At 61.4% G+C, this 16,619-nt stretch carries 11 protein-coding genes, 1 tRNA gene and 1 pseudogene; 5 read left to right on the forward strand and 8 right to left on the reverse strand.

Annotated features, from left to right (window positions below; all coding sequences use genetic code 11):
* Positions 1-73: 73 nt before the first annotated feature.
* The 5 genes from ACZIRK_RS19430 to ACZIRK_RS19450 form a co-directional block, all read right to left on the reverse strand.
* Positions 74-159 (reverse strand) — tRNA-Lys (locus tag ACZIRK_RS19430).
* Positions 160-306: 147 nt separating this feature from the next.
* On the reverse strand, positions 307-1,368 hold the full coding sequence (locus ACZIRK_RS19435; protein WP_130225221.1) for a Gfo/Idh/MocA family protein: 1,062 nt from the start codon (positions 1,366-1,368) through the stop codon (positions 307-309).
* A gap of 208 nt (positions 1,369-1,576) precedes the next feature.
* The gene (gene pyk, locus ACZIRK_RS19440; protein WP_463328023.1) at positions 1,577-2,989 is read right to left on the reverse strand and encodes a pyruvate kinase; all 1,413 of its coding nucleotides are present in this window, start codon (positions 2,987-2,989) and stop codon (positions 1,577-1,579) included.
* A 165-nt stretch (positions 2,990-3,154) separates the two neighbouring features.
* Complete coding sequence (locus tag ACZIRK_RS19445) at positions 3,155-3,280, reverse strand: cation-transporting P-type ATPase (RefSeq protein ID WP_130225219.1); 126 nt, start codon at positions 3,278-3,280, stop codon at positions 3,155-3,157.
* A gap of 144 nt (positions 3,281-3,424) precedes the next feature.
* The gene (locus tag ACZIRK_RS19450; RefSeq protein WP_035688711.1) at positions 3,425-4,399 is read right to left on the reverse strand and encodes a 1-phosphofructokinase family hexose kinase; all 975 of its coding nucleotides are present in this window, start codon (positions 4,397-4,399) and stop codon (positions 3,425-3,427) included.
* Between the two features lie 62 nt (positions 4,400-4,461).
* Between ACZIRK_RS19450 and glk the strand changes: the two genes are divergently transcribed.
* From glk to ACZIRK_RS19465, 3 genes and pseudogenes are all read left to right on the forward strand, one after another.
* Positions 4,462-5,406 (forward strand): glucokinase, encoded by a 945-nt coding sequence (glk, locus tag ACZIRK_RS19455; RefSeq protein ID WP_207230996.1) that lies wholly within the window; start codon positions 4,462-4,464, stop codon positions 5,404-5,406.
* Between the two features lie 48 nt (positions 5,407-5,454).
* Positions 5,455-6,051: pseudogene (locus ACZIRK_RS19460) on the forward strand (HAD family hydrolase); the annotation flags it as partial.
* A 162-nt stretch (positions 6,052-6,213) separates the two neighbouring features.
* Positions 6,214-8,733 carry a glycoside hydrolase family 65 protein gene (locus ACZIRK_RS19465; RefSeq protein ID WP_474418408.1) on the forward strand — a complete coding sequence of 840 codons (2,520 nt, stop codon included), beginning with the start codon at positions 6,214-6,216 and terminating at the stop codon, positions 8,731-8,733.
* A gap of 30 nt (positions 8,734-8,763) precedes the next feature.
* Here ACZIRK_RS19465 and ACZIRK_RS19470 read toward each other — a convergent pair whose 3' ends face one another.
* Positions 8,764-9,774: a hydroxyacid dehydrogenase gene (locus ACZIRK_RS19470; protein WP_130225216.1), complete on the reverse strand. Its 1,011-nt coding sequence runs from the start codon at positions 9,772-9,774 to the stop codon at positions 8,764-8,766.
* Between the two features lie 129 nt (positions 9,775-9,903).
* A complete protein-coding gene (locus tag ACZIRK_RS19475) occupies positions 9,904-11,409 on the reverse strand; it encodes an L-lactate permease (protein ID WP_130225215.1) in 1,506 nt (501 codons plus the stop codon).
* Between the two features lie 342 nt (positions 11,410-11,751).
* Here ACZIRK_RS19475 and gap point away from each other — a divergent pair, with 342 nt between their 5' ends.
* On the forward strand, positions 11,752-12,759 hold the full coding sequence (gene gap, locus ACZIRK_RS19480; protein WP_130225214.1) for a type I glyceraldehyde-3-phosphate dehydrogenase: 1,008 nt from the start codon (positions 11,752-11,754) through the stop codon (positions 12,757-12,759).
* A gap of 295 nt (positions 12,760-13,054) precedes the next feature.
* Here gap and ACZIRK_RS19485 read toward each other — a convergent pair whose 3' ends face one another.
* The gene (locus tag ACZIRK_RS19485) at positions 13,055-14,758 is read right to left on the reverse strand and encodes a long-chain-fatty-acid--CoA ligase (RefSeq protein ID WP_130225212.1); all 1,704 of its coding nucleotides are present in this window, start codon (positions 14,756-14,758) and stop codon (positions 13,055-13,057) included.
* A 502-nt stretch (positions 14,759-15,260) separates the two neighbouring features.
* On the opposite strand from ACZIRK_RS19485, the gene ACZIRK_RS19490 reads away from it, so the two are divergent.
* Positions 15,261-16,574: an acyltransferase family protein gene (locus tag ACZIRK_RS19490; RefSeq protein ID WP_165435155.1), complete on the forward strand. Its 1,314-nt coding sequence runs from the start codon at positions 15,261-15,263 to the stop codon at positions 16,572-16,574.
* Positions 16,575-16,619 lie beyond the last annotated feature (45 nt).

Genomic DNA, 16,619 nt, shown 5'->3' on the forward strand with positions numbered 1-16,619 from the left:
CGAAGATCCGGGTTCGCTTCCCGCAGTCGCGACGTGTTGAAAAAGCGAACAGACGGGAGACTTGATATATATGTGGGCGCACCAGGGCTCGAACCTGGGACCCGCTGATTAAGAGGCAGCCCCGGGTTGAGAACGATCAATGACTTACCGGTCGCACCCAAGGGCTTATCCGGTAGAAGATGGGATCCGTCGCGCGGTCAGCCGTCGCCAAGCTCTCGGCCATAGAGATTGCAGAGCTCAACCACCACCTTCACGCCGGCGCTAAATTGCGCATCCCGTACGCCGATCCGAGATGCTCCGGCTGGTTTACGATACGACGCCCAACCGGCCCAGACGCGGCGTGAAGGGAATCGCCACCTCCTGCGCGATCTCAATCGATTCATAGAGCGCCGAGATCAGTTCCAGGCTCTTGCGGCCCTCGAGGCCGTCGACCAGCGCCGCGCGCTGGCTCACCAGGCAATCGACGACGTTTTGGTAATAGGCCTGATGGCCGAAGCCGTAGACGTCAGGCGGGTCGATCGAAAATTCTTCGATCACGTCCTTGTCCGACGGCAGTTCGTCGACGAAACGCCAATGTCGGATCTGGTTGACCGCAAGGCCCGCAATTTCAACTATCCCCTTTTCTCCGAGAATGGAGAGCGAGCCTTCGATGTCGGTCGGCCGGGTGGCGGTGGTCGCCTCGATGACGCCGAGCGCGCCGTTCCTGAACTTCAACGTCGCGACCGCCGTGTCCTCGGCCTCGATCCGAACCAAGGCGGTGATCGCGCGGGCATGAACGCTGATGACATCGCCGAAGAACCATTCCAGCAGGTCGATATAGTGGCTCGCCTGATTGGTGAGCACGCCCCCGTCATAGGCCCAGGTGCCGCGCCAGCTATCCTGGTCGTAATAGGTCTGATCGCGACACCAGCGCACGCGCACGGTGCCGAGCACGAGCTTGCCGAAGCGGCCGGCCTCCAGCGCCTCCCGTGCCTTGAGCACGGGAACATTGAAGCGGTTCTGCTTGACGACGAAAAGCTTGACGCCTGCCTCGTCGCAGGCGCGGATCATGTCATCCGCGTCCCGCAGCCGCAGCGCCATCGGCTTTTCCACCACGACGTGCTTGCCGGCGTTCGCGCAGGCGATGACATGCTCGCGACGCATGCCGCTCGGGGTCAACAACGCGACCGCATCGACGTCCTTGCGGGCGAGAAAATCATCGATGTCGTAGTGGGCGCCAACGCCGAACTTCGCTGCGAGCGCATCCGCGCGAGCACGCACCAAGTCGCAGACAGCCGCGAGCGTTGCGCCCTCGATGCGATTGCCGCCGAGCAGATCGGAATGGCGCTCGGCGATACGCCCGCATCCCAGCAGGCCGAACCTGATCATTGAGCCTCCTTTTCGACGCGGAGACCATGCGGGACGATAATACTCCCGGCTCCCTATTAGCAAAGGTTCCAACAGATCAAGTCAATCGGGAGGCAGCGCGTTCCCGGCTCGACCGGTTCGGGTGTCGGTTTTTGGTTGCCGGCGATCACTGGTACGGCTCTCGTCGCGCTCGGCCGCCAGTTCGGCAATCTCCGCCCCACCGGGGAGATCAGGAGACCGAAACGACGCGCAAGTTGTTGGTTGTCCCGCCCTGGCCTAACGGTATGCCGGCAACGACCACCAAAGTATCACCGGCGCCGGCGAACCCTTCCCGTTTCGCAAGCTCCGTCGCGCGGCTGACCATCTCCTCGTAGGCCTTCACATCGTCGGAAAGCACGCTGTGTGCACCCCAGAAGAGACAGAGGCGACGGGACACTTCCACACTCGTCGTGGTCGCCAGGATCGGCACCCTGGGCCGCTTCCGCGCGACACGTGCGGCCGTTGTCCCGCTCGCGGTATAGGCGACGATGACCGCCGCACGGATCGCCGAGGCCAAGTCGGCCGCCGCCGCGGCCACCGCGTGCGGCGGAGTCTGCTCCTCATCGGGCTGGGTTGCTTCGATGATCGAGCGATACATCTTGTGCTGCTCTGTGCTGCGGATGATGCGGTCCATCATTTCGACGGCCTCTCGCGGGTACTGGCCGGTGGCCGACTCCGCCGACAACATCACGGCATCCGCGCCGTCATAGATTGCGGTGGCGACGTCTGAAGCCTCGGCACGCGTGGGTGTCAGGGCTGTCACCATTGAATCGAGCATCTGAGTGGCGACGATCACCGGTTTGACGGCCAGCCTGCAGGCGCGGACCAGTTCCTTCTGGCGAGCGGGCACTTCCTCGTGCGGAATCTCGACGCCCAGATCGCCGCGCGCAACCATGATCGCATCCGACATCTGGATAATGTCATCGATCCGCTCGAGTGCCGCGGGCTTCTCGATCTTCGCCATGAGCCCGGCGCGCTCGCCAATCAGCGCCCGTGCTTCGATCACGTCCGATGGCTTCTGCACAAATGAGAGAGCTACCCAGTCCACGCCAAGGCCCAAGCCGAATTTCAGATCGGCGCGGTCCTTTGCGGTGAGCGGCGACAGATCGAGAATCGTTCCCGGCAAATTGACGCCCTTGTGGTTCGAGATCGCACCACCAACGATCACCTCGGCCTCGATGGTGTCATTGCCCAGTCTCGTCGCGCGAACGCGTACCCTGCCATCGTCGATCAGGAGATCGTCGCCGGGGGCAAGGGCTGCAAAGATTTCCGGGTGCGGCAAGGGTATAGCCCCGGCGTCACCTTCCGATCCGGAGCCGACAAAGCGAACGATCTCACCGGACCGAACTGTGATCTTCTTGTCGCGCAAGGTGCCAACGCGAATTTTGGGCCCCTGCAGGTCCATCAGAACGCCGATCGGGCGCTGCATTTCCTGCTCGAGTGCGCGGATCGCAGCATGGACGTTTGCATGATCCTTCTGGGTTCCGTGGCTGAAGTTGAGACGGAATGTGTCCACACCTGCGACAAACAGCGCTTTAAGCATCTCTGGCGAAGCGCTGGCCGGGCCAACGGTAGCAACTATTTTCGCCCGTCGACGACGCATGACCATGTGATCCCTTCCGTTCCGGCTCGATCAGGCAGGACTCGCATGCGGCTTCATCTAGTGACTTTTTGTGCCGCAGTTAATCTCCTGCGAAGAGCATGGTACCCGCCCCGCGGCTTATTCGCTGACCTTTTGCGCCGCGCTGGTTGCTCACTACTAGCATTTTTATGCCGGATCGTACACTGCTGGGTTGTATGGCGCATACGCCTGCAGCCGCCTCGCTGCTTCAGCCGGATCGAGCCCTTTCCCGCAGTCGGTGGCAAGCAACTTCGCAACATCGCTGGCAGACATCGTATGCCAGCGATGTGACGCCACTCGTCAAAGTCGACTCTGCCGCTGCGCCCATGGCTGTCTCTGATTAATCCGTGTTCATCCCGGGCATCCGGGAAGCTCGGTGCGGAGCGACTGCGAGGTCGAGGTTACGACGCCAGCGCGCTAGGTGGGCTGCATGGACAGGCGCTCGGCCATCACTTCGGCATGGAGACGCTCGACATCCTCCCGACGGCACAATTGGGTGCCTTGTGTCAGGACAGCAGCGGCACCCGCGGCCATGCCGAGCGTGAATGCATCTTCAGCACTTTTTCCGCGCGCCAGCGCAAAGGTCATGCCCGCTACAAAACTATCGCCCGCCCCTACAGCGCTCACAGGCTTCACCTTGGGGCCTCGTAGTCGCAACGTGCCTGACCGAGTTGCGAGCAATGCGCCATCGCGTCCCATGGTCACAGCAAGGTTTTCGACGGAGCCGGTAGCGACCAAAGACGTCGCGGCATCGACAAGTTCCTCGGGTGACTCGAACTTTCTGTGTGTCAACGTCTCGAACTCCCCAACACTGGGCTTGGCGAGACAAATGCCTCCTGCCGACACGGCCGCTTGGAGCGCAGGCCCTGAGGTATCAAGGATCAAGCGTGCTCCATTGCTCCGCACGATGTCGGCCGCGCGGGCGTAAAAATCGATGGGAACACCCGGCGGCAAGCTACCACTCGCGACGATGATGTCTGCGTCACATTCCTTAAGGTGCGATAGGGCCGATTGCCACTCTGCTTCGACAAGAGAACAGCCCTCGCTTACGAAACGATATTCGAGCCCCGAAATCTCTTCGAAGACCGTGAAGCTGATGCGTGTGCTGCCGGCTATATTGACGCATTTTGCTGGCACGTCCAATTTCGAGACAAGTTCATTCAAGACGAGTCCAGTAGCGCCGCCAGCCAGGTAAATGGCGTAGGCCTCGGCGCCCAGTTCCTTCAGCACACGCGCGACATTTATGCCGCCGCCTCCCGCATCCGTGCGCTGTTGTACCGCACGATTCTTACGGATCGGTCTGATCTCGTTCGACTGGAACGCGAGATCAATGGTCGGGCTGAGCGTCAGTGTAACGATAGGCTTTGAGGCTGTCTCCGGCTGCTGTATCATGTTGCAAGCCTTCTCGCCTGGAAATAGAAGTTGAACATTATCATCCTCAGGGGATGAACGCCATGCGGCTGGTCGGAGACATTGGCGGCACCAACGCAAGGTTTGCGATTGCAGAGCCTGGTTCGCATCCATCGGATGCGCGCAAGCTACCGGTCGCCCACTATCCCGGCCTTGTCGAGGCGGTGGAGGACTATCTGTCCGGCGTCCCGATGCTGGAAGAGGCGGTGCTCGCTGTGGCGGGCCCCGTCCTGGGCGATGAGGTGACCTTCAGCAACAGCTCCTGGCATTTCTCGATAGCGGATGTGCGGCGGCGGCTCGGCTTGCGCAAGTTAATCGTGATCAATGATCTTCTCGCCCAGGCGCTGTCCGTTGCCGCACTGCAACCCGATGAGATCCGTTCCGTAAAAGCGGGAACACGTGATCCAAGCCAGCCTTCCCTCGTCATTGGCCCCGGCACCGGCCTTGGTGTTGCTTTTCTGCTGAATAATGCGGGAACACTTGTCGGACTCCCGAGTGAGGCCGGGCATGCCACATTCGCTCCGACGGACAGTGTCCAAGTCGAGATCCTGTCGCATCTCCACAGGCACTATCCGCATGTGTCAGCCGAACGGTTGCTGTCCGGAAAGGGGTTATTGGCGATTGCGACAACTCTGGCCAAGATGAATGGGCAGATCATCGATCTGCAGGATCCCAGAGACGTTTCGGCCCGCGCCGCAGCGAACCAGTGCCCTACTTGCTGTGAGGCGATAAGGATCTTCTCGTCCATCCTCGGTGCGACCGCCGGCAATCTCGCCCTGACCCTTTTGACCAGCGGCGGGGTCGTCATTACTGGCGGACTGTGCCGCGGACTGCGGCCACTCTGGGATGTCGAAGCGCTCAAGCAGGCTTTCACTGCAAAGGGACAGTTCAGCTCGTATCTGGACGGGATACCGATCGACCAGATCTTACGTCCTCATGCGGGCCTCCTCGGCGCTGCCTTGTATGTGGAGCCGAGCCACTCCGTTTAATTGGAAATCAATGCTGGCGTACGTCGCAATAACTCCGTGAGCCGAGGCATGTCTCGCAAAGCCGGTCTTGTTCCGTCGCAATTTGATGCCGTCGCCTTCGATCTCGATGGCGTGGTGACAGATACCGCGCGCATCCATTTCCAGGCTTGGACGCAAACCTTCGATGTTTTTTTCGAAGGGTACACCCGTCGCACCGGCGTTGCCTTCGCGCCATTCACGCTTGAGGACTACCGCAAGTACATCGACGGCCGTCCGCGCGAAGAGGCCATTCGTGCCTTCCTGGCCGCGCGCGGCGTGGGCCTCGCGGAAGGCGATGAGCGCGATGGTCCCGAGGTCGAAACCATCCAGGGCCTCGCCGTGCGAAAGGACGGACTGTTCCTGGACAGGATGCGCGGCAAAGGGGTCGACGTCTATCCTTCCACGGTGGCCCTGATTCGGCGTCTGCGCGCGCTCGGCCTGAAGACGGCGGTGGTTTCGGCGAGCCGCAATTGCCAGGAGATTCTGCAAACTGCGCGGCTCGATCATCTGTTCGACGCTCGCATCGACGGACGCGATGCCGCGACCCTGGGGCTCCCGGGCAAGCCAGCTCCCGACACTTTTCTTGCGGCGGCGCAGCGCCTCGGCAGCTTGCCCGATCGCACGGTCGTTATCGAGGACGCGATCGCCGGCGTGGCAGCGGGACGAGCCGGCGGTTTCGGCCTCGTCATCGGCATCGACCGGGTCGGCCATGGTGCGGACCTGAAGAACGCCGGTGCCGATATCGTCGTCGCCGACCTCAACCAGATCGATTTGGAATTGGACGATCGAGTGACGCCGCGCCCGCTTGTCGCCAAGCCCGACGTGCATCGGCTTGACCCGTTCATCGCGCAACAAGGAACCGAGACCCGCCATCCCGCGGCCCGCGCTCGGCCGGACCCTTGGCTGTTTGTCCATGAGGGGTTCGATCCCGCCCTGGAAGGGCGTCGCGAAACCCTGTTCGCCGTTGGCAACGGATACTTCGTGACCCGCGGAGCCGCCGCCGAAGCGCGCGCTGATGATCTGTATTATCCCGGCACGTATCTCGCCGGCGGCTACAACCGGCTCACCACCATGATCGATGGTCGCCCGATCGAGAACGAGGACCTGGTCAACCTCCCCAACTGGCTGCCACTGACCTTCCGGATCGACGACGGAGACTGGTTCGACCTGCGTCGCGTCGAAGTGCTCGAGTATCAGCAAACGCTCGATCTGCGCCACGGTCTGTACTTGCGAAGTTTGCGGGTGCGCGACCCGCTGGGGCGGGAAATCAACCTCACTGAGCGCCGCTTCGTGCACATGGACAGCAAGCACCTCGCCGGCCAGCATGTCACCGTCACCTCGCAGAATTGGTCCGGCCGGCTCACCGTGCGCGCCATGCTGGACGGCGACGTCGCCAATACCGGCGTGCCGAGATACAAAGCGTTTGAAAGCCGGAATCTGCGTGTGTGCGAAGCCGCCGCCTTCGCACCTTGCTCCATGCTGCTTCAGGTGGAGATGACGCAGTCGCAGCTACGGATCGCACAGGCCGCACGGTTGGACGTACGTGCGCGCGGGCTTGATGCCGCCGTGCACAAGCACCCGATCGAGGAAGCGGCGCGTGTCGGCTATGACATCGCCCTTGATGCCGTGCCGGGCGCCGGCATCGAGATCGAGAAGATCGTCGCGCTCTATACCTCCAGGGACCGCGCCATCGCCGATCCGGAAACCGCAGCGCGCACGGCCATCGCACGCGCCGACAGCTTTGATGCGCTTCTGCAAACCCATCGGCGTGTCTGGGGACATTTGTGGGAGCGCTGCGACCTGGATCTGCTCGATATCGCCAGCGACGAAGCGGATGAGACGCATTTGGCCGTGCGTCTGCATCTCTTCCATCTGCTCCAGACAGCTTCCAGCCACAGCATGGAGCTGGATGCTGGCATCCCCGCCCGCGGCTGGCATGGCGAGGGCTACCGTGGCCACATCTTCTGGGACGAGCTGTTCATCTTCCCGCTGCTGAACCTGCATTTTCCGATCCTCGCGCGTGCCTTGCTGCTCTACCGCTACCGGCGCCTCGATGAGGCGCGCTGGGCCGCGCGGCAAGCCGGCTTCCGCGGCGCGATGTACCCATGGCAGAGCGGTAGCGATGGGCGCGAAGAAACCGACGTGATGTACTTCAACCCGCGTTCCGGCAACTGGATCAAAGACGACACACATCTGCAGCGCCATATCGGCGCGGCCGTCGCCTATAATGTCTGGCAGTACCATCAAGCCACTGGCGATGCCGAGTTCCTTTACTCCTTCGGCGCCGAGCTGATGTTCGAGATTGCCCGCTTCTGGGCCAGTCTTGCGCAGTGGAACGAAGCACGCGACCGCTATGATATCCGCGGCGTGATGGGGCCGGACGAATTCCATGACGGCTATCCGGATCGGGATGAGGCAGGCCTGGACAATAACGCGTACACCAATGTCATGGCCGTCTGGTGCATTGCCCGCGCGCTCGACCTCTTTGAGCTGCTGCCAAAGGAACGCTGTCACGAATTGTGCCAGAACCTGCGGATCGAGCAGGAGGAACTCGCACATTGGGAGCATGTCAGTTGCAAGTTGTACCTGCCATTCCACGACGACGGCATTCTCAGCCAGTTTGAAGGCTATGAGCTGCTACAGGAATTCGACTGGGACGCCTATCGCCGCAAATACCCGAATATCATGCGGCTCGACCTGATCCTCGAGGCGGAGAGCGACTCGCCCAATCGCTACAAGCTCTCCAAGCAGGCCGATGCGCTGATGTTGTTCTATCTGTTTTCCGCAGAAGAACTGGCGGAGCTCTTCAACCGCCTTGGTTACACTTTCAATCCTGCCACGATCCCCAGAACCATCGACTACTATCTGCGGCGCAGCTCGCACGGCTCCACCCTGAGCGCCCTCGTGCATGCCTGGGTCTTGGCGCGCTGCTGCCGGCAACGCTCCTGGTCACTTTTCACGGAGGCTCTGCAAAGTGACATTAGCGACGTTCAAGGCGGGACCACGCGCGAAGGCATTCATCTCGGCGCCATGTCCGGCACGATCGACCTGTTGCAACGCTGCTTCACCGGGCTGGAGCTGCGCGGCGAAGAACTGCATTTTCACCCCACATTACCGGATGAACTGCGCCGGCTTGCATTTCGGCTCCGCTACCGCCAGCACTCGCTCAGCGTGGATATAACCCAGGATGCGCTGACGCTGGCGAGCGATCCAAGTGGAGCGGACGCAATCTCCATCGCGGTCGACGAACGGCATTTCGTTCTGTACCCGGGCGAGCGAACCAGCGTGCCGCTTCACCGTGCGTCCTGATCACGCGAGCACTCGCGGCGCCGCGAACTTTCAATGCGCGGACACGACGTTCTGCGGCGTGCCGCGCGCAAACGCCTCGATATTGGCAAGCGTCGTCGCGGTGATGCGCTGCAGCGCCGACTCGGTGTTGTACGCATTGTGCGGCGTCACCACCACATTGGGAAAGCGCAGCAATACATGGTTCGCAACCAGTGCCTTGAAATCATCGGCGTCCCGAACTGCGTCCTGGTGGAAGATCGCCGCCTCCTCGCGGATCAGGGGCTCCTGCGGCAGAACGTCGAGGCCGGCGCCGCGGAGCCTGCCGTTAGCCAGCGCCCGCACCAGCGCTTCAACGTCAACGATATGGCCGCGTGCCGTATTGATCAGGATTGCATCCGGCTTCATGCGGGCGAGCTCGCGATCCGAGAGCATGCTGGCCGTGCCGGACGTTGCGGGCACGTGCAGCGTCACGACGTCCGAATCCGACAACAGTTTGTCGAGGCTCGCGTAGGAAAACTTGAGCCGGACGGCGGCCGCTTCGTCCGGTCGGAGGTCGTAAGCAAGAACATTCATGCCGAAGCCGCGTGCGATTTCGATCACGCGAATCCCGATCCGGCCGGTGCCGATGACGCCGATTGTCCCGTCGCGGAGCTCAAAGCCGCGTAGCCCGGTCTGCGTGAACCGCCCGCGCCGCGTCCGCTCCACCGACTCCACGAGATTGCGCGCAACTGCCAACAGCAGAGCGAAGACGTGCTCGGCCACGGTGGAATCGCCATAGTCAGGCACGTTCGACACGATGATGCCGTGTGCGGCGCAGTAGCTGAGATCGATGTGATCGTATCCCGTCGATCGCGTCGCTATCAGCTTTAGCTTTGGGAATTGTGCGAGGGCTGCTGCGTCAAACCGCGAATTGATGAATGGGCTGGCAACTTCGGCCTCGGAGAAGTCAGCCGCGTTCCGTTGGTCCAGCGGCTCAGCAACGCAGCGCACGCGATGGCTTGGCTCAAGGCGCAGGAAGGCTTGTCGCTCCCATTCCTCGGTTTCGAACACGACAATGTTCATGATGGCCTCCCGGGTCTGAGCACGGGTTCATAGCTCCGATGAGCTTATGCGGTCCAATCCAGATGCAACCTTACATGACGGCAGGAATCAGTCCAGCCGCTGCCATCCGATGGAACAACGCGGCCACTTCTAAAACGGGAACCATCGCGCGAACGTCAGCGCAAGAACGCCTCCCAGCGCAAGGTATCCAAGACAAACTGGTCCCGTCTTCCTCAGAATATCGCCTTCACGTCCTTGCAGGCCGACCGTGGCAGCGCCCGTGATGATGTTGTGCAGCGCCGCACAATTGCCGACGGCAGCTCCGAATCCCTGGGCGGCGATCAGTGCCAACATCGGCAAGCCGAGCCCGGCAGCGGCTGCCTGCTGAAGATCCGTCAGGAGGATGTTGGAGACGGTTGTCGATCCCGTGATGAAGGAGCCGATTGCCCCAACTGAAGGCGCAAGCAGCGGCCACGCCTGACCGGTCCGTGTAGCCGTTTCCGCCAGTGCCTCTATCATGCCCGCATGGACCATCAGCCGCGCTATCGCGAGCATCGAGAACAAGGCAGCGGCCACGGGAACCAGTCGACGGATAGCAGCAGTGACGGCACCGGCCAGATCGGCAATCTTGCATCCCTGCAAGAGCCCGCCGAACAGAAATCCTGCGAGCAGCATGGTCCCGGGATGATAGAGGAGCTCGACGCGTCCGCTGAACGGTCCGGGCAACCCCCATTCGAGCACAATCTGCCGGAGCGGATCGCGGATCTGCGGAACGAGACGCGTCACGAGGATCAAGCCGACCAGCACGGCATATGGTAGAGCAGCAATGGCAAGCGATCTCGCATCCAGAGTTTCAGCTTGCTGCGGATGCATCCGTCTGAGGACAAAAGCAAATGCCAATCCGCCGGCCAGCGCTCCGCCGATCGTCGGCAGCTCTGGTCCTACCCACATGGCCAAGACCAGGTACGGCAGCAGGAAACAAATGGCGGCGACGATGGCCCATGCCGCGTATTTCACCTGGAATCGCGCTTTGCTCGCGATGAACACGATCGAAAGCACCAGCAATGGCGCCAGGCTCGCATGCAGCAAGGCCGTCGGCGGGGCGATGCTGCTGCCGCTGATGCCTGACACGTCGGCCTGCGCCAAGATCGGAGTGCCGAGCGCGCCAAACGAAGTGCCTGTGACATGACCAATGAGCGGCAAAGCGACCGCCACGACGGGTGTGTAGCCGAGACTGACCAGAAGAGGCGCAGCGAGGGCGATAGGTGTGCCGAACCCCGCCGCTCCTTCCATGAACGACGCAAAGAACCAGGCGATGACGAGGGCAAGCAGGGTCTCGTCCGAGGACAAACTCATCAATCCCCTGCGGATGGCATCGATCGCGCCTGAGCGCTGCTGCAGCTCATAGAGGGACAGAGCCGGCAGGATGATCCACACGATGTCAGCGGCCGAGAAAGCTGCCTCCGCACCGGTTCCGATGAGCACTCCGGCGATGCCCTGCTCAGCGTAGATGCGCGTTCCGAAGCCAAAGAATCCGATTGCGCCAGCCGCGGCCGCCACGAGTCCGACCAGTCCCGCGCTGGCCGCCGACCACCGCAATACGGCCATGAGAAGAACGATCAGAGCGAGTGGGGCGATCGAGACGAAGGCTGCCATTCCGCTTTCCGTGCATTTGATTTGGTTCGCTGCAAGGAACCATCAATCGCGAGCCCGATTAAATGCCATTATACAGGCCATCTCGGATAGCCCACAGTAGAGCCGCAGACGGGCGCCACGCTGATAATCGACCTTGAAGCGTCAGAACTCATACGGCCAGCAGACACGCCTAAGGCGAGTTCCATCATGCCCCGGGGCCAAGTGTCCGGATCAAAAGGAGGCAGGCAGTCGCATAGGGCCGTCCGCACGACAATGCCCACCGTCTGAAATCATCGAAACTAGTATCGTCCCTATCCCGACAGGAAACAGTATCGGAGCGTAGTGCCAAGAAGGGAGCCGAAAATGACCGTTCGCGTCGCCATCAACGGATTCGGCCGCATCGGCCGTAACATTCTCCGCGCCATCATCGAGGAGGGCCGCAAGGATATCGAGGTGGTCGCTGTCAATGATCTCGGGCCCGTGGAGACCAACGCGCACCTTCTACGATATGATTCCGTGCACGGCCGCTTCCCAGGGCAAGTCAAGGTCGAAGGCGACGCCATCAGCGTCGGCAACGGCAAAGTCAAAGTCACCGCGATCAAGGATCCCTCGGACCTGCCATGGAAGGACCTGGGCGTTGACATTGCGCTCGAATGCACGGGCGTCTTCAACTCAAAAAGCAAAGCTTCCGCTCATCTCAAAGCAGGTGCAAAGGCCGTTCTTGTCTCGGCGCCGGCCGACGGCGCCGATCTCACGGTGGTTTACGGCGTCAATCACGACGGGCTGTCGAAGGAGCACAAGATCGTCTCCGCCGCCTCATGCACGACCAACTGTCTGGCGCCGGTTGCCAAGGTGCTCAACGATGCGATCGGGATCGAAAGGGGCTTCATGACAACGATCCATGCCTATACTGGCGATCAGCCGACGCTGGATACATTGCACAGAGACTTGTACCGCGCGCGAGCGGCGGCGATGTCGATGATCCCGACGTCAACAGGCGCGGCAAAGGCGGTCGGCCTCGTGCTACCGGAACTGAACGGCAAGCTCGACGGTGTCGCCATTCGTGTCCCGGTGCCGAATGTCTCGGTGGTCGATTTCAAATTCGTCGCCAAGAAGGCGACATCGAAGGACGAGGTGAACGCCGCGATCAAGCGCGCCGCCGACCAGCAGCTCAACGGGATTCTCGGCTATACCAACGATCCAAATGTTTCCATCGACTTCAACCACGATCCGCACAGCTCCGTCTTCCACATGGATCAGACGAAGGTCATGGATGGCACGCTGGTACGCGTGATGTCATGGTACGATAACGAGTGGGGATTCTCGTGCCGCATGGCGGATACCGCCGTAGCGATGGGGAAGCTGATCTGAACCGAGACTGAGGGCGGATCGCGGAGCGAAGGTGCCCGACGAGATTGCTCGATATGGGACTGTCCCCATTTCTCGCGGCTCAGGGCCGCGCGTATCGTTTGCAACTCCATTCTCTTCTCAGGATCGATCATCGGGTAAGTGAGGTCGATTTTCTCCACCGCCTCGACGATGGCGGCAGCAAACACAAGCCGGGTGAACCATTTGTTGTCGGCGGAATGCCCGATGCTGCGCGTCGCGCTACGCGCCTGCAATCCCTGCAGGCGCAGGATCGAAGCTGGCGCTGCCAAACGGGGGGTTAGCCAGGGAAGCCGACGGTAGTGAAGCCTGCCGACTCGTCGCGCAACTGCCGGCGCAAGATCTTGCCGACATTGGTCTTGGGCAGCTCGGTCCTGAACTCCACCAGCCGCGGCACCTTGTAGGGTGTGAGCCGCGTTCGGCAGTAGGCGATCAGGGCCGCTTCGGTGAGGTTTGGATCCTTCTTGACGACGAACAGCTTCACCGCATCGCCGGAGCGCGGATCGGGGATGCCGATCACTCCGCATTCGAGCACTCCCGGGTGGCTCGACACCACCGCCTCGACCTCGCTCGGATAGACCTTGAACCCGGACACCGTGATCATGTCCTTCTTGCGATCGACGATCCGAGTCCGGCCGGTCTCGTCCATGATGCCGATATCGCCAGTGAGGAAGAAGCCGTCGGGAGTAAAGACGTTGGCCGTCTCATCCGGACGGTTCCAGTAGCCCGGCATCACCTGCGGGCCGCGCGCGCAGATCTCGCCCGGCTCCCCAAGCGGCACCTCGTTGTTGTCGTCGTCGCGAATCGAGATGTCCGTTGACGGCATCGGCAGCCCGATGGTGCCGTCCCATTCGGGTGCGGTCGGCGGATTGCAGGTCAAGACCGGCGACGTCTCCGACAGGCCATAACCTTCCCACAGCGGCGAGCCCGTGGTCCTGAACCAACGGTCCGCCACTGATTTCTGCACCGCCATGCCGCCGCCGACAGCGCACTTGAGCATGCTCCAGTCGATCTTGTCGAAATCCGGATGATTGAGCAGCGCGTTGTAAAGCGTGTTCACCGCCGGAAAATGGTTGACCTTGTACTTGGCAAGCTCCTCAATGAGGCTGTGAATATCGCGCGGGTTTGGGATGAGAATGTTTTGGCCGCCGGTACGGACGCTGAGCAGGAAACATGCCGTCAACGCGAAGATGTGATAGAGCGGCAGCGCCGCCATGACGGTCAGACGATCGACCTTCGGCTCGTTCTCCAATACCGGCTTCAGCCATTCGTCGATCTGCAGCATGTTGGCGACTACGTTGCGATGCAACAGCATCGCGCCTTTGGCGATGCCCGTGGTCCCGCCGGTGTATTGCAGGAATGCGAGATCGTCGGATCCGAGCTGCGGCTTGGTCAACGTCATGTTCTTGCCGGCCGCGAGGGCCGCATTGAACGGCGTTGCGCCCGGCAGCGAGTAGGCCGGCACCATCTTCTTCACCCACCGTACCACCAGATTGACGATCGTGCCTTTCATCAAGCCCAGGAGGTCGCCCATGGATGCAACGACGACGTGTTTAATGCTGGTCTTGTCGATTGCCTGCTGCAGGGTATGCGCGAAGTTCTCAAGCACGATGATGGCTTCGGCGCCGGCATCCTTGAGCTGAGTCTCGAGCTCATGCGCCGTGTACAAGGGGTTGATGTTCACCACGGTGAAGCCGGCACGAAGGACGGCGCAGATCGCCACCGGATACTGCAGCACGTTCGGCATCATGATGGCGACGCGTGCACCCTTCGCCAGGCCTCTGCCCTGCAGCCAAGCCCCGAAAGCGCGTGACATCTCGTCGGTTTCACCGTAGGTCAGCCCCTTGTCCATGCAGATGAAGGCGGTGCGCTCGCGATATTTGGCAAAACTTTCTTCGAGCATCGCAACGAGCGATGCGTATCGCGACGGGTCGATCTCCGCCGAAACTCCCGGCGGGTAGTGCTTGAGCCAGATGCGCTCCATGGCACTCCTCCCGACGGCCGGTAGATACTGCGCCTCGGCCGGTCAGGCCTCTGGAAGTGTCGGCTTTCCATTGGCTACCGGCAAGTGCGGCCAGTGCCTCACTTCCGAAGTTCGTAAAACACGACAACAATTTTGAGACGAACCTCGGAAGTAACGTGCGTCAACAAATTCATGATTCTAATGCCGTTTTCTGATTTGAAGTTCCTGAACGAGCTTGCGGCAAATGCTGCAGGGAACTTCAAATTGGCGGCATCGGCCCACAATCAGTGGTCCATGCCACCAATTTGACCGTAGTGCTTATTCGGCGATTTCAGGCTTACGGTCCCGCAGCCGCGATGGACTATGCATCCAAGCAGCAAACGTCGAGAGAGCTCCGGACCGTCCGCGTTTGCAACCCGGTTCGATCGAGCTAAGGTCGCGGAGGATGCTCACGAGCGCCAATCCGTTGACTTGCTCATGTTGACTTGGTCACACAGGCTGGACGGCAGGTTGGAGAATGATCATGTCGGCTTGGTCCCGTGCTGCCGAGCTTGCTGACCGGACGCCCGCGTCCCGAAACCGCTACGTCGACTTCCTGCGAGCTATGTCGATGCTGGTGGTGATTGTCGGGCACTGGCTGGCCGCCGCGCCTTATTTCGACGCAACCGACACGTTGAAGACATCCCATATCCTGACGGTCGTTCCTTGGACCGCTTGGCTCACATGGGTCGTGCAGGTCATGCCGATCTTCTTCATGGTCGGCGGATACGCGAACGGCATCAGTTGGCGTGCCGCGCGACGGGACGACAAATCATATGCAGCCTGGCTTGAAGGCCGGTTGCGGCGTCTCGTGTGGCCAATCCTCCCACTGCTCACGGTTTGGGTGGCGATCGTTGCAATTGAGTACGCCCGCGGCGTGCGTGCGGAGCTGATCAGCTATGGCTCGCAGGCTGCGTTCATACCAATCTGGTTCCTCGCGGTGTACATCGGAATTGTTCTGCTCGTGCCAGCCACGGAGGCTGCATGGGCCCGATTTGGTATGGGATCGTTCTGGGCTTTGACAGCCGCTGCAGTTGCTGTCGATGTCATGTACTTTGCCGTCGGTTTGCGCTGGCTTGGCTTCGCGAACTATCTGTTCGTCTGGGGTGCAATCTCCATGCTCGGTTATGCGTGGCTCGACGAGCGATTTTCCGAGTTCAGGACACTGCTAGTCGGCGCCGCTTTGGGCTTTGCCGTGCTACTTTTGCTGGTACACATCGGGCCTTATCCTGTCTCGATGATTGGCGTCCCCGGCGATCCGGTCAGCACCACGACACCTCCGAAGGTCACGCTGATAGCGCTCGCAATCATGCAGGGCGGGTTGCTGCTTGCCGCGCAGGTACCCGCGCGCCGCTGGCTGGCTGGCCGCATAGCGTGGACGGCAACCGTGGCGATGAATGGCAACATCATGACGCTGTTTATTTGGCACCTGACGGCCACCACCCTTGTGATCCTCGCAGCCTATCTCACCGGCGGCTTCGGTCTACGGCTTGAGCCGGGAAGCTCCGAGTGGTGGTGGTCGCGGTTCCCGTGGCTCGCAGCGAATGCGATGGCGCTTATTCCTCTTGTTATCGCATTCGGACGCTTTGAGCGGCCGCGCGCGACTGCGGGCGCACCGGCGCCCGCGTGGCGCTACGTGCTCGGCGCCCTCATGACCGGCACTGGCCTTGCGCTGCTTGCGGCGCAGGGAGTTGGTGGATACGGGAGGCTTGGATTGAACGTGTGGGGTCTCGCGCTCGCGCTGATGGGCATCGGCCTTATCGCAAGCAGGATCGGTGCGTCGCGCAGTGTAATCTAACCCTGCGGCAACGCACAGAACAGATTGTCCGTTTTTCTCGCCCTA

It is taken from the genome of Bradyrhizobium sp. Leo114, assembly GCF_055229415.2.

Bases quoted from the DNA above. Each gene is read 5' to 3' on its own strand.
- ACZIRK_RS19435 (WP_130225221.1), bottom strand. From the start codon at position 1,368: ATGATCAGGTTCGGCCTGCTGGGATGCGGGCGTATCGCCGAGCGCCAT.
- pyk (WP_463328023.1), bottom strand. From the start codon at position 2,989: ATGCGTCGTCGACGGGCGAAAATAGTTGCTACCGTTGGCCCGGCCAGC.
- ACZIRK_RS19445 (WP_130225219.1), bottom strand. From the start codon at position 3,280: ATGTCTGCCAGCGATGTTGCGAAGTTGCTTGCCACCGACTGCGGGAAA.
- ACZIRK_RS19450 (WP_035688711.1), bottom strand. From the start codon at position 4,399: ATGATACAGCAGCCGGAGACAGCCTCAAAGCCTATCGTTACACTGACG.
- glk (WP_207230996.1), top strand. From the start codon at position 4,462: ATGCGGCTGGTCGGAGACATTGGCGGCACCAACGCAAGGTTTGCGATT.
- ACZIRK_RS19470 (WP_130225216.1), bottom strand. From the start codon at position 9,774: ATGAACATTGTCGTGTTCGAAACCGAGGAATGGGAGCGACAAGCCTTC.
- ACZIRK_RS19475 (WP_130225215.1), bottom strand. From the start codon at position 11,409: ATGGCAGCCTTCGTCTCGATCGCCCCACTCGCTCTGATCGTTCTTCTC.
- gap (WP_130225214.1), top strand. From the start codon at position 11,752: ATGACCGTTCGCGTCGCCATCAACGGATTCGGCCGCATCGGCCGTAAC.
- ACZIRK_RS19485 (WP_130225212.1), bottom strand. From the start codon at position 14,758: ATGGAGCGCATCTGGCTCAAGCACTACCCGCCGGGAGTTTCGGCGGAG.
- ACZIRK_RS19490 (WP_165435155.1), top strand. From the start codon at position 15,261: ATGTCGGCTTGGTCCCGTGCTGCCGAGCTTGCTGACCGGACGCCCGCG.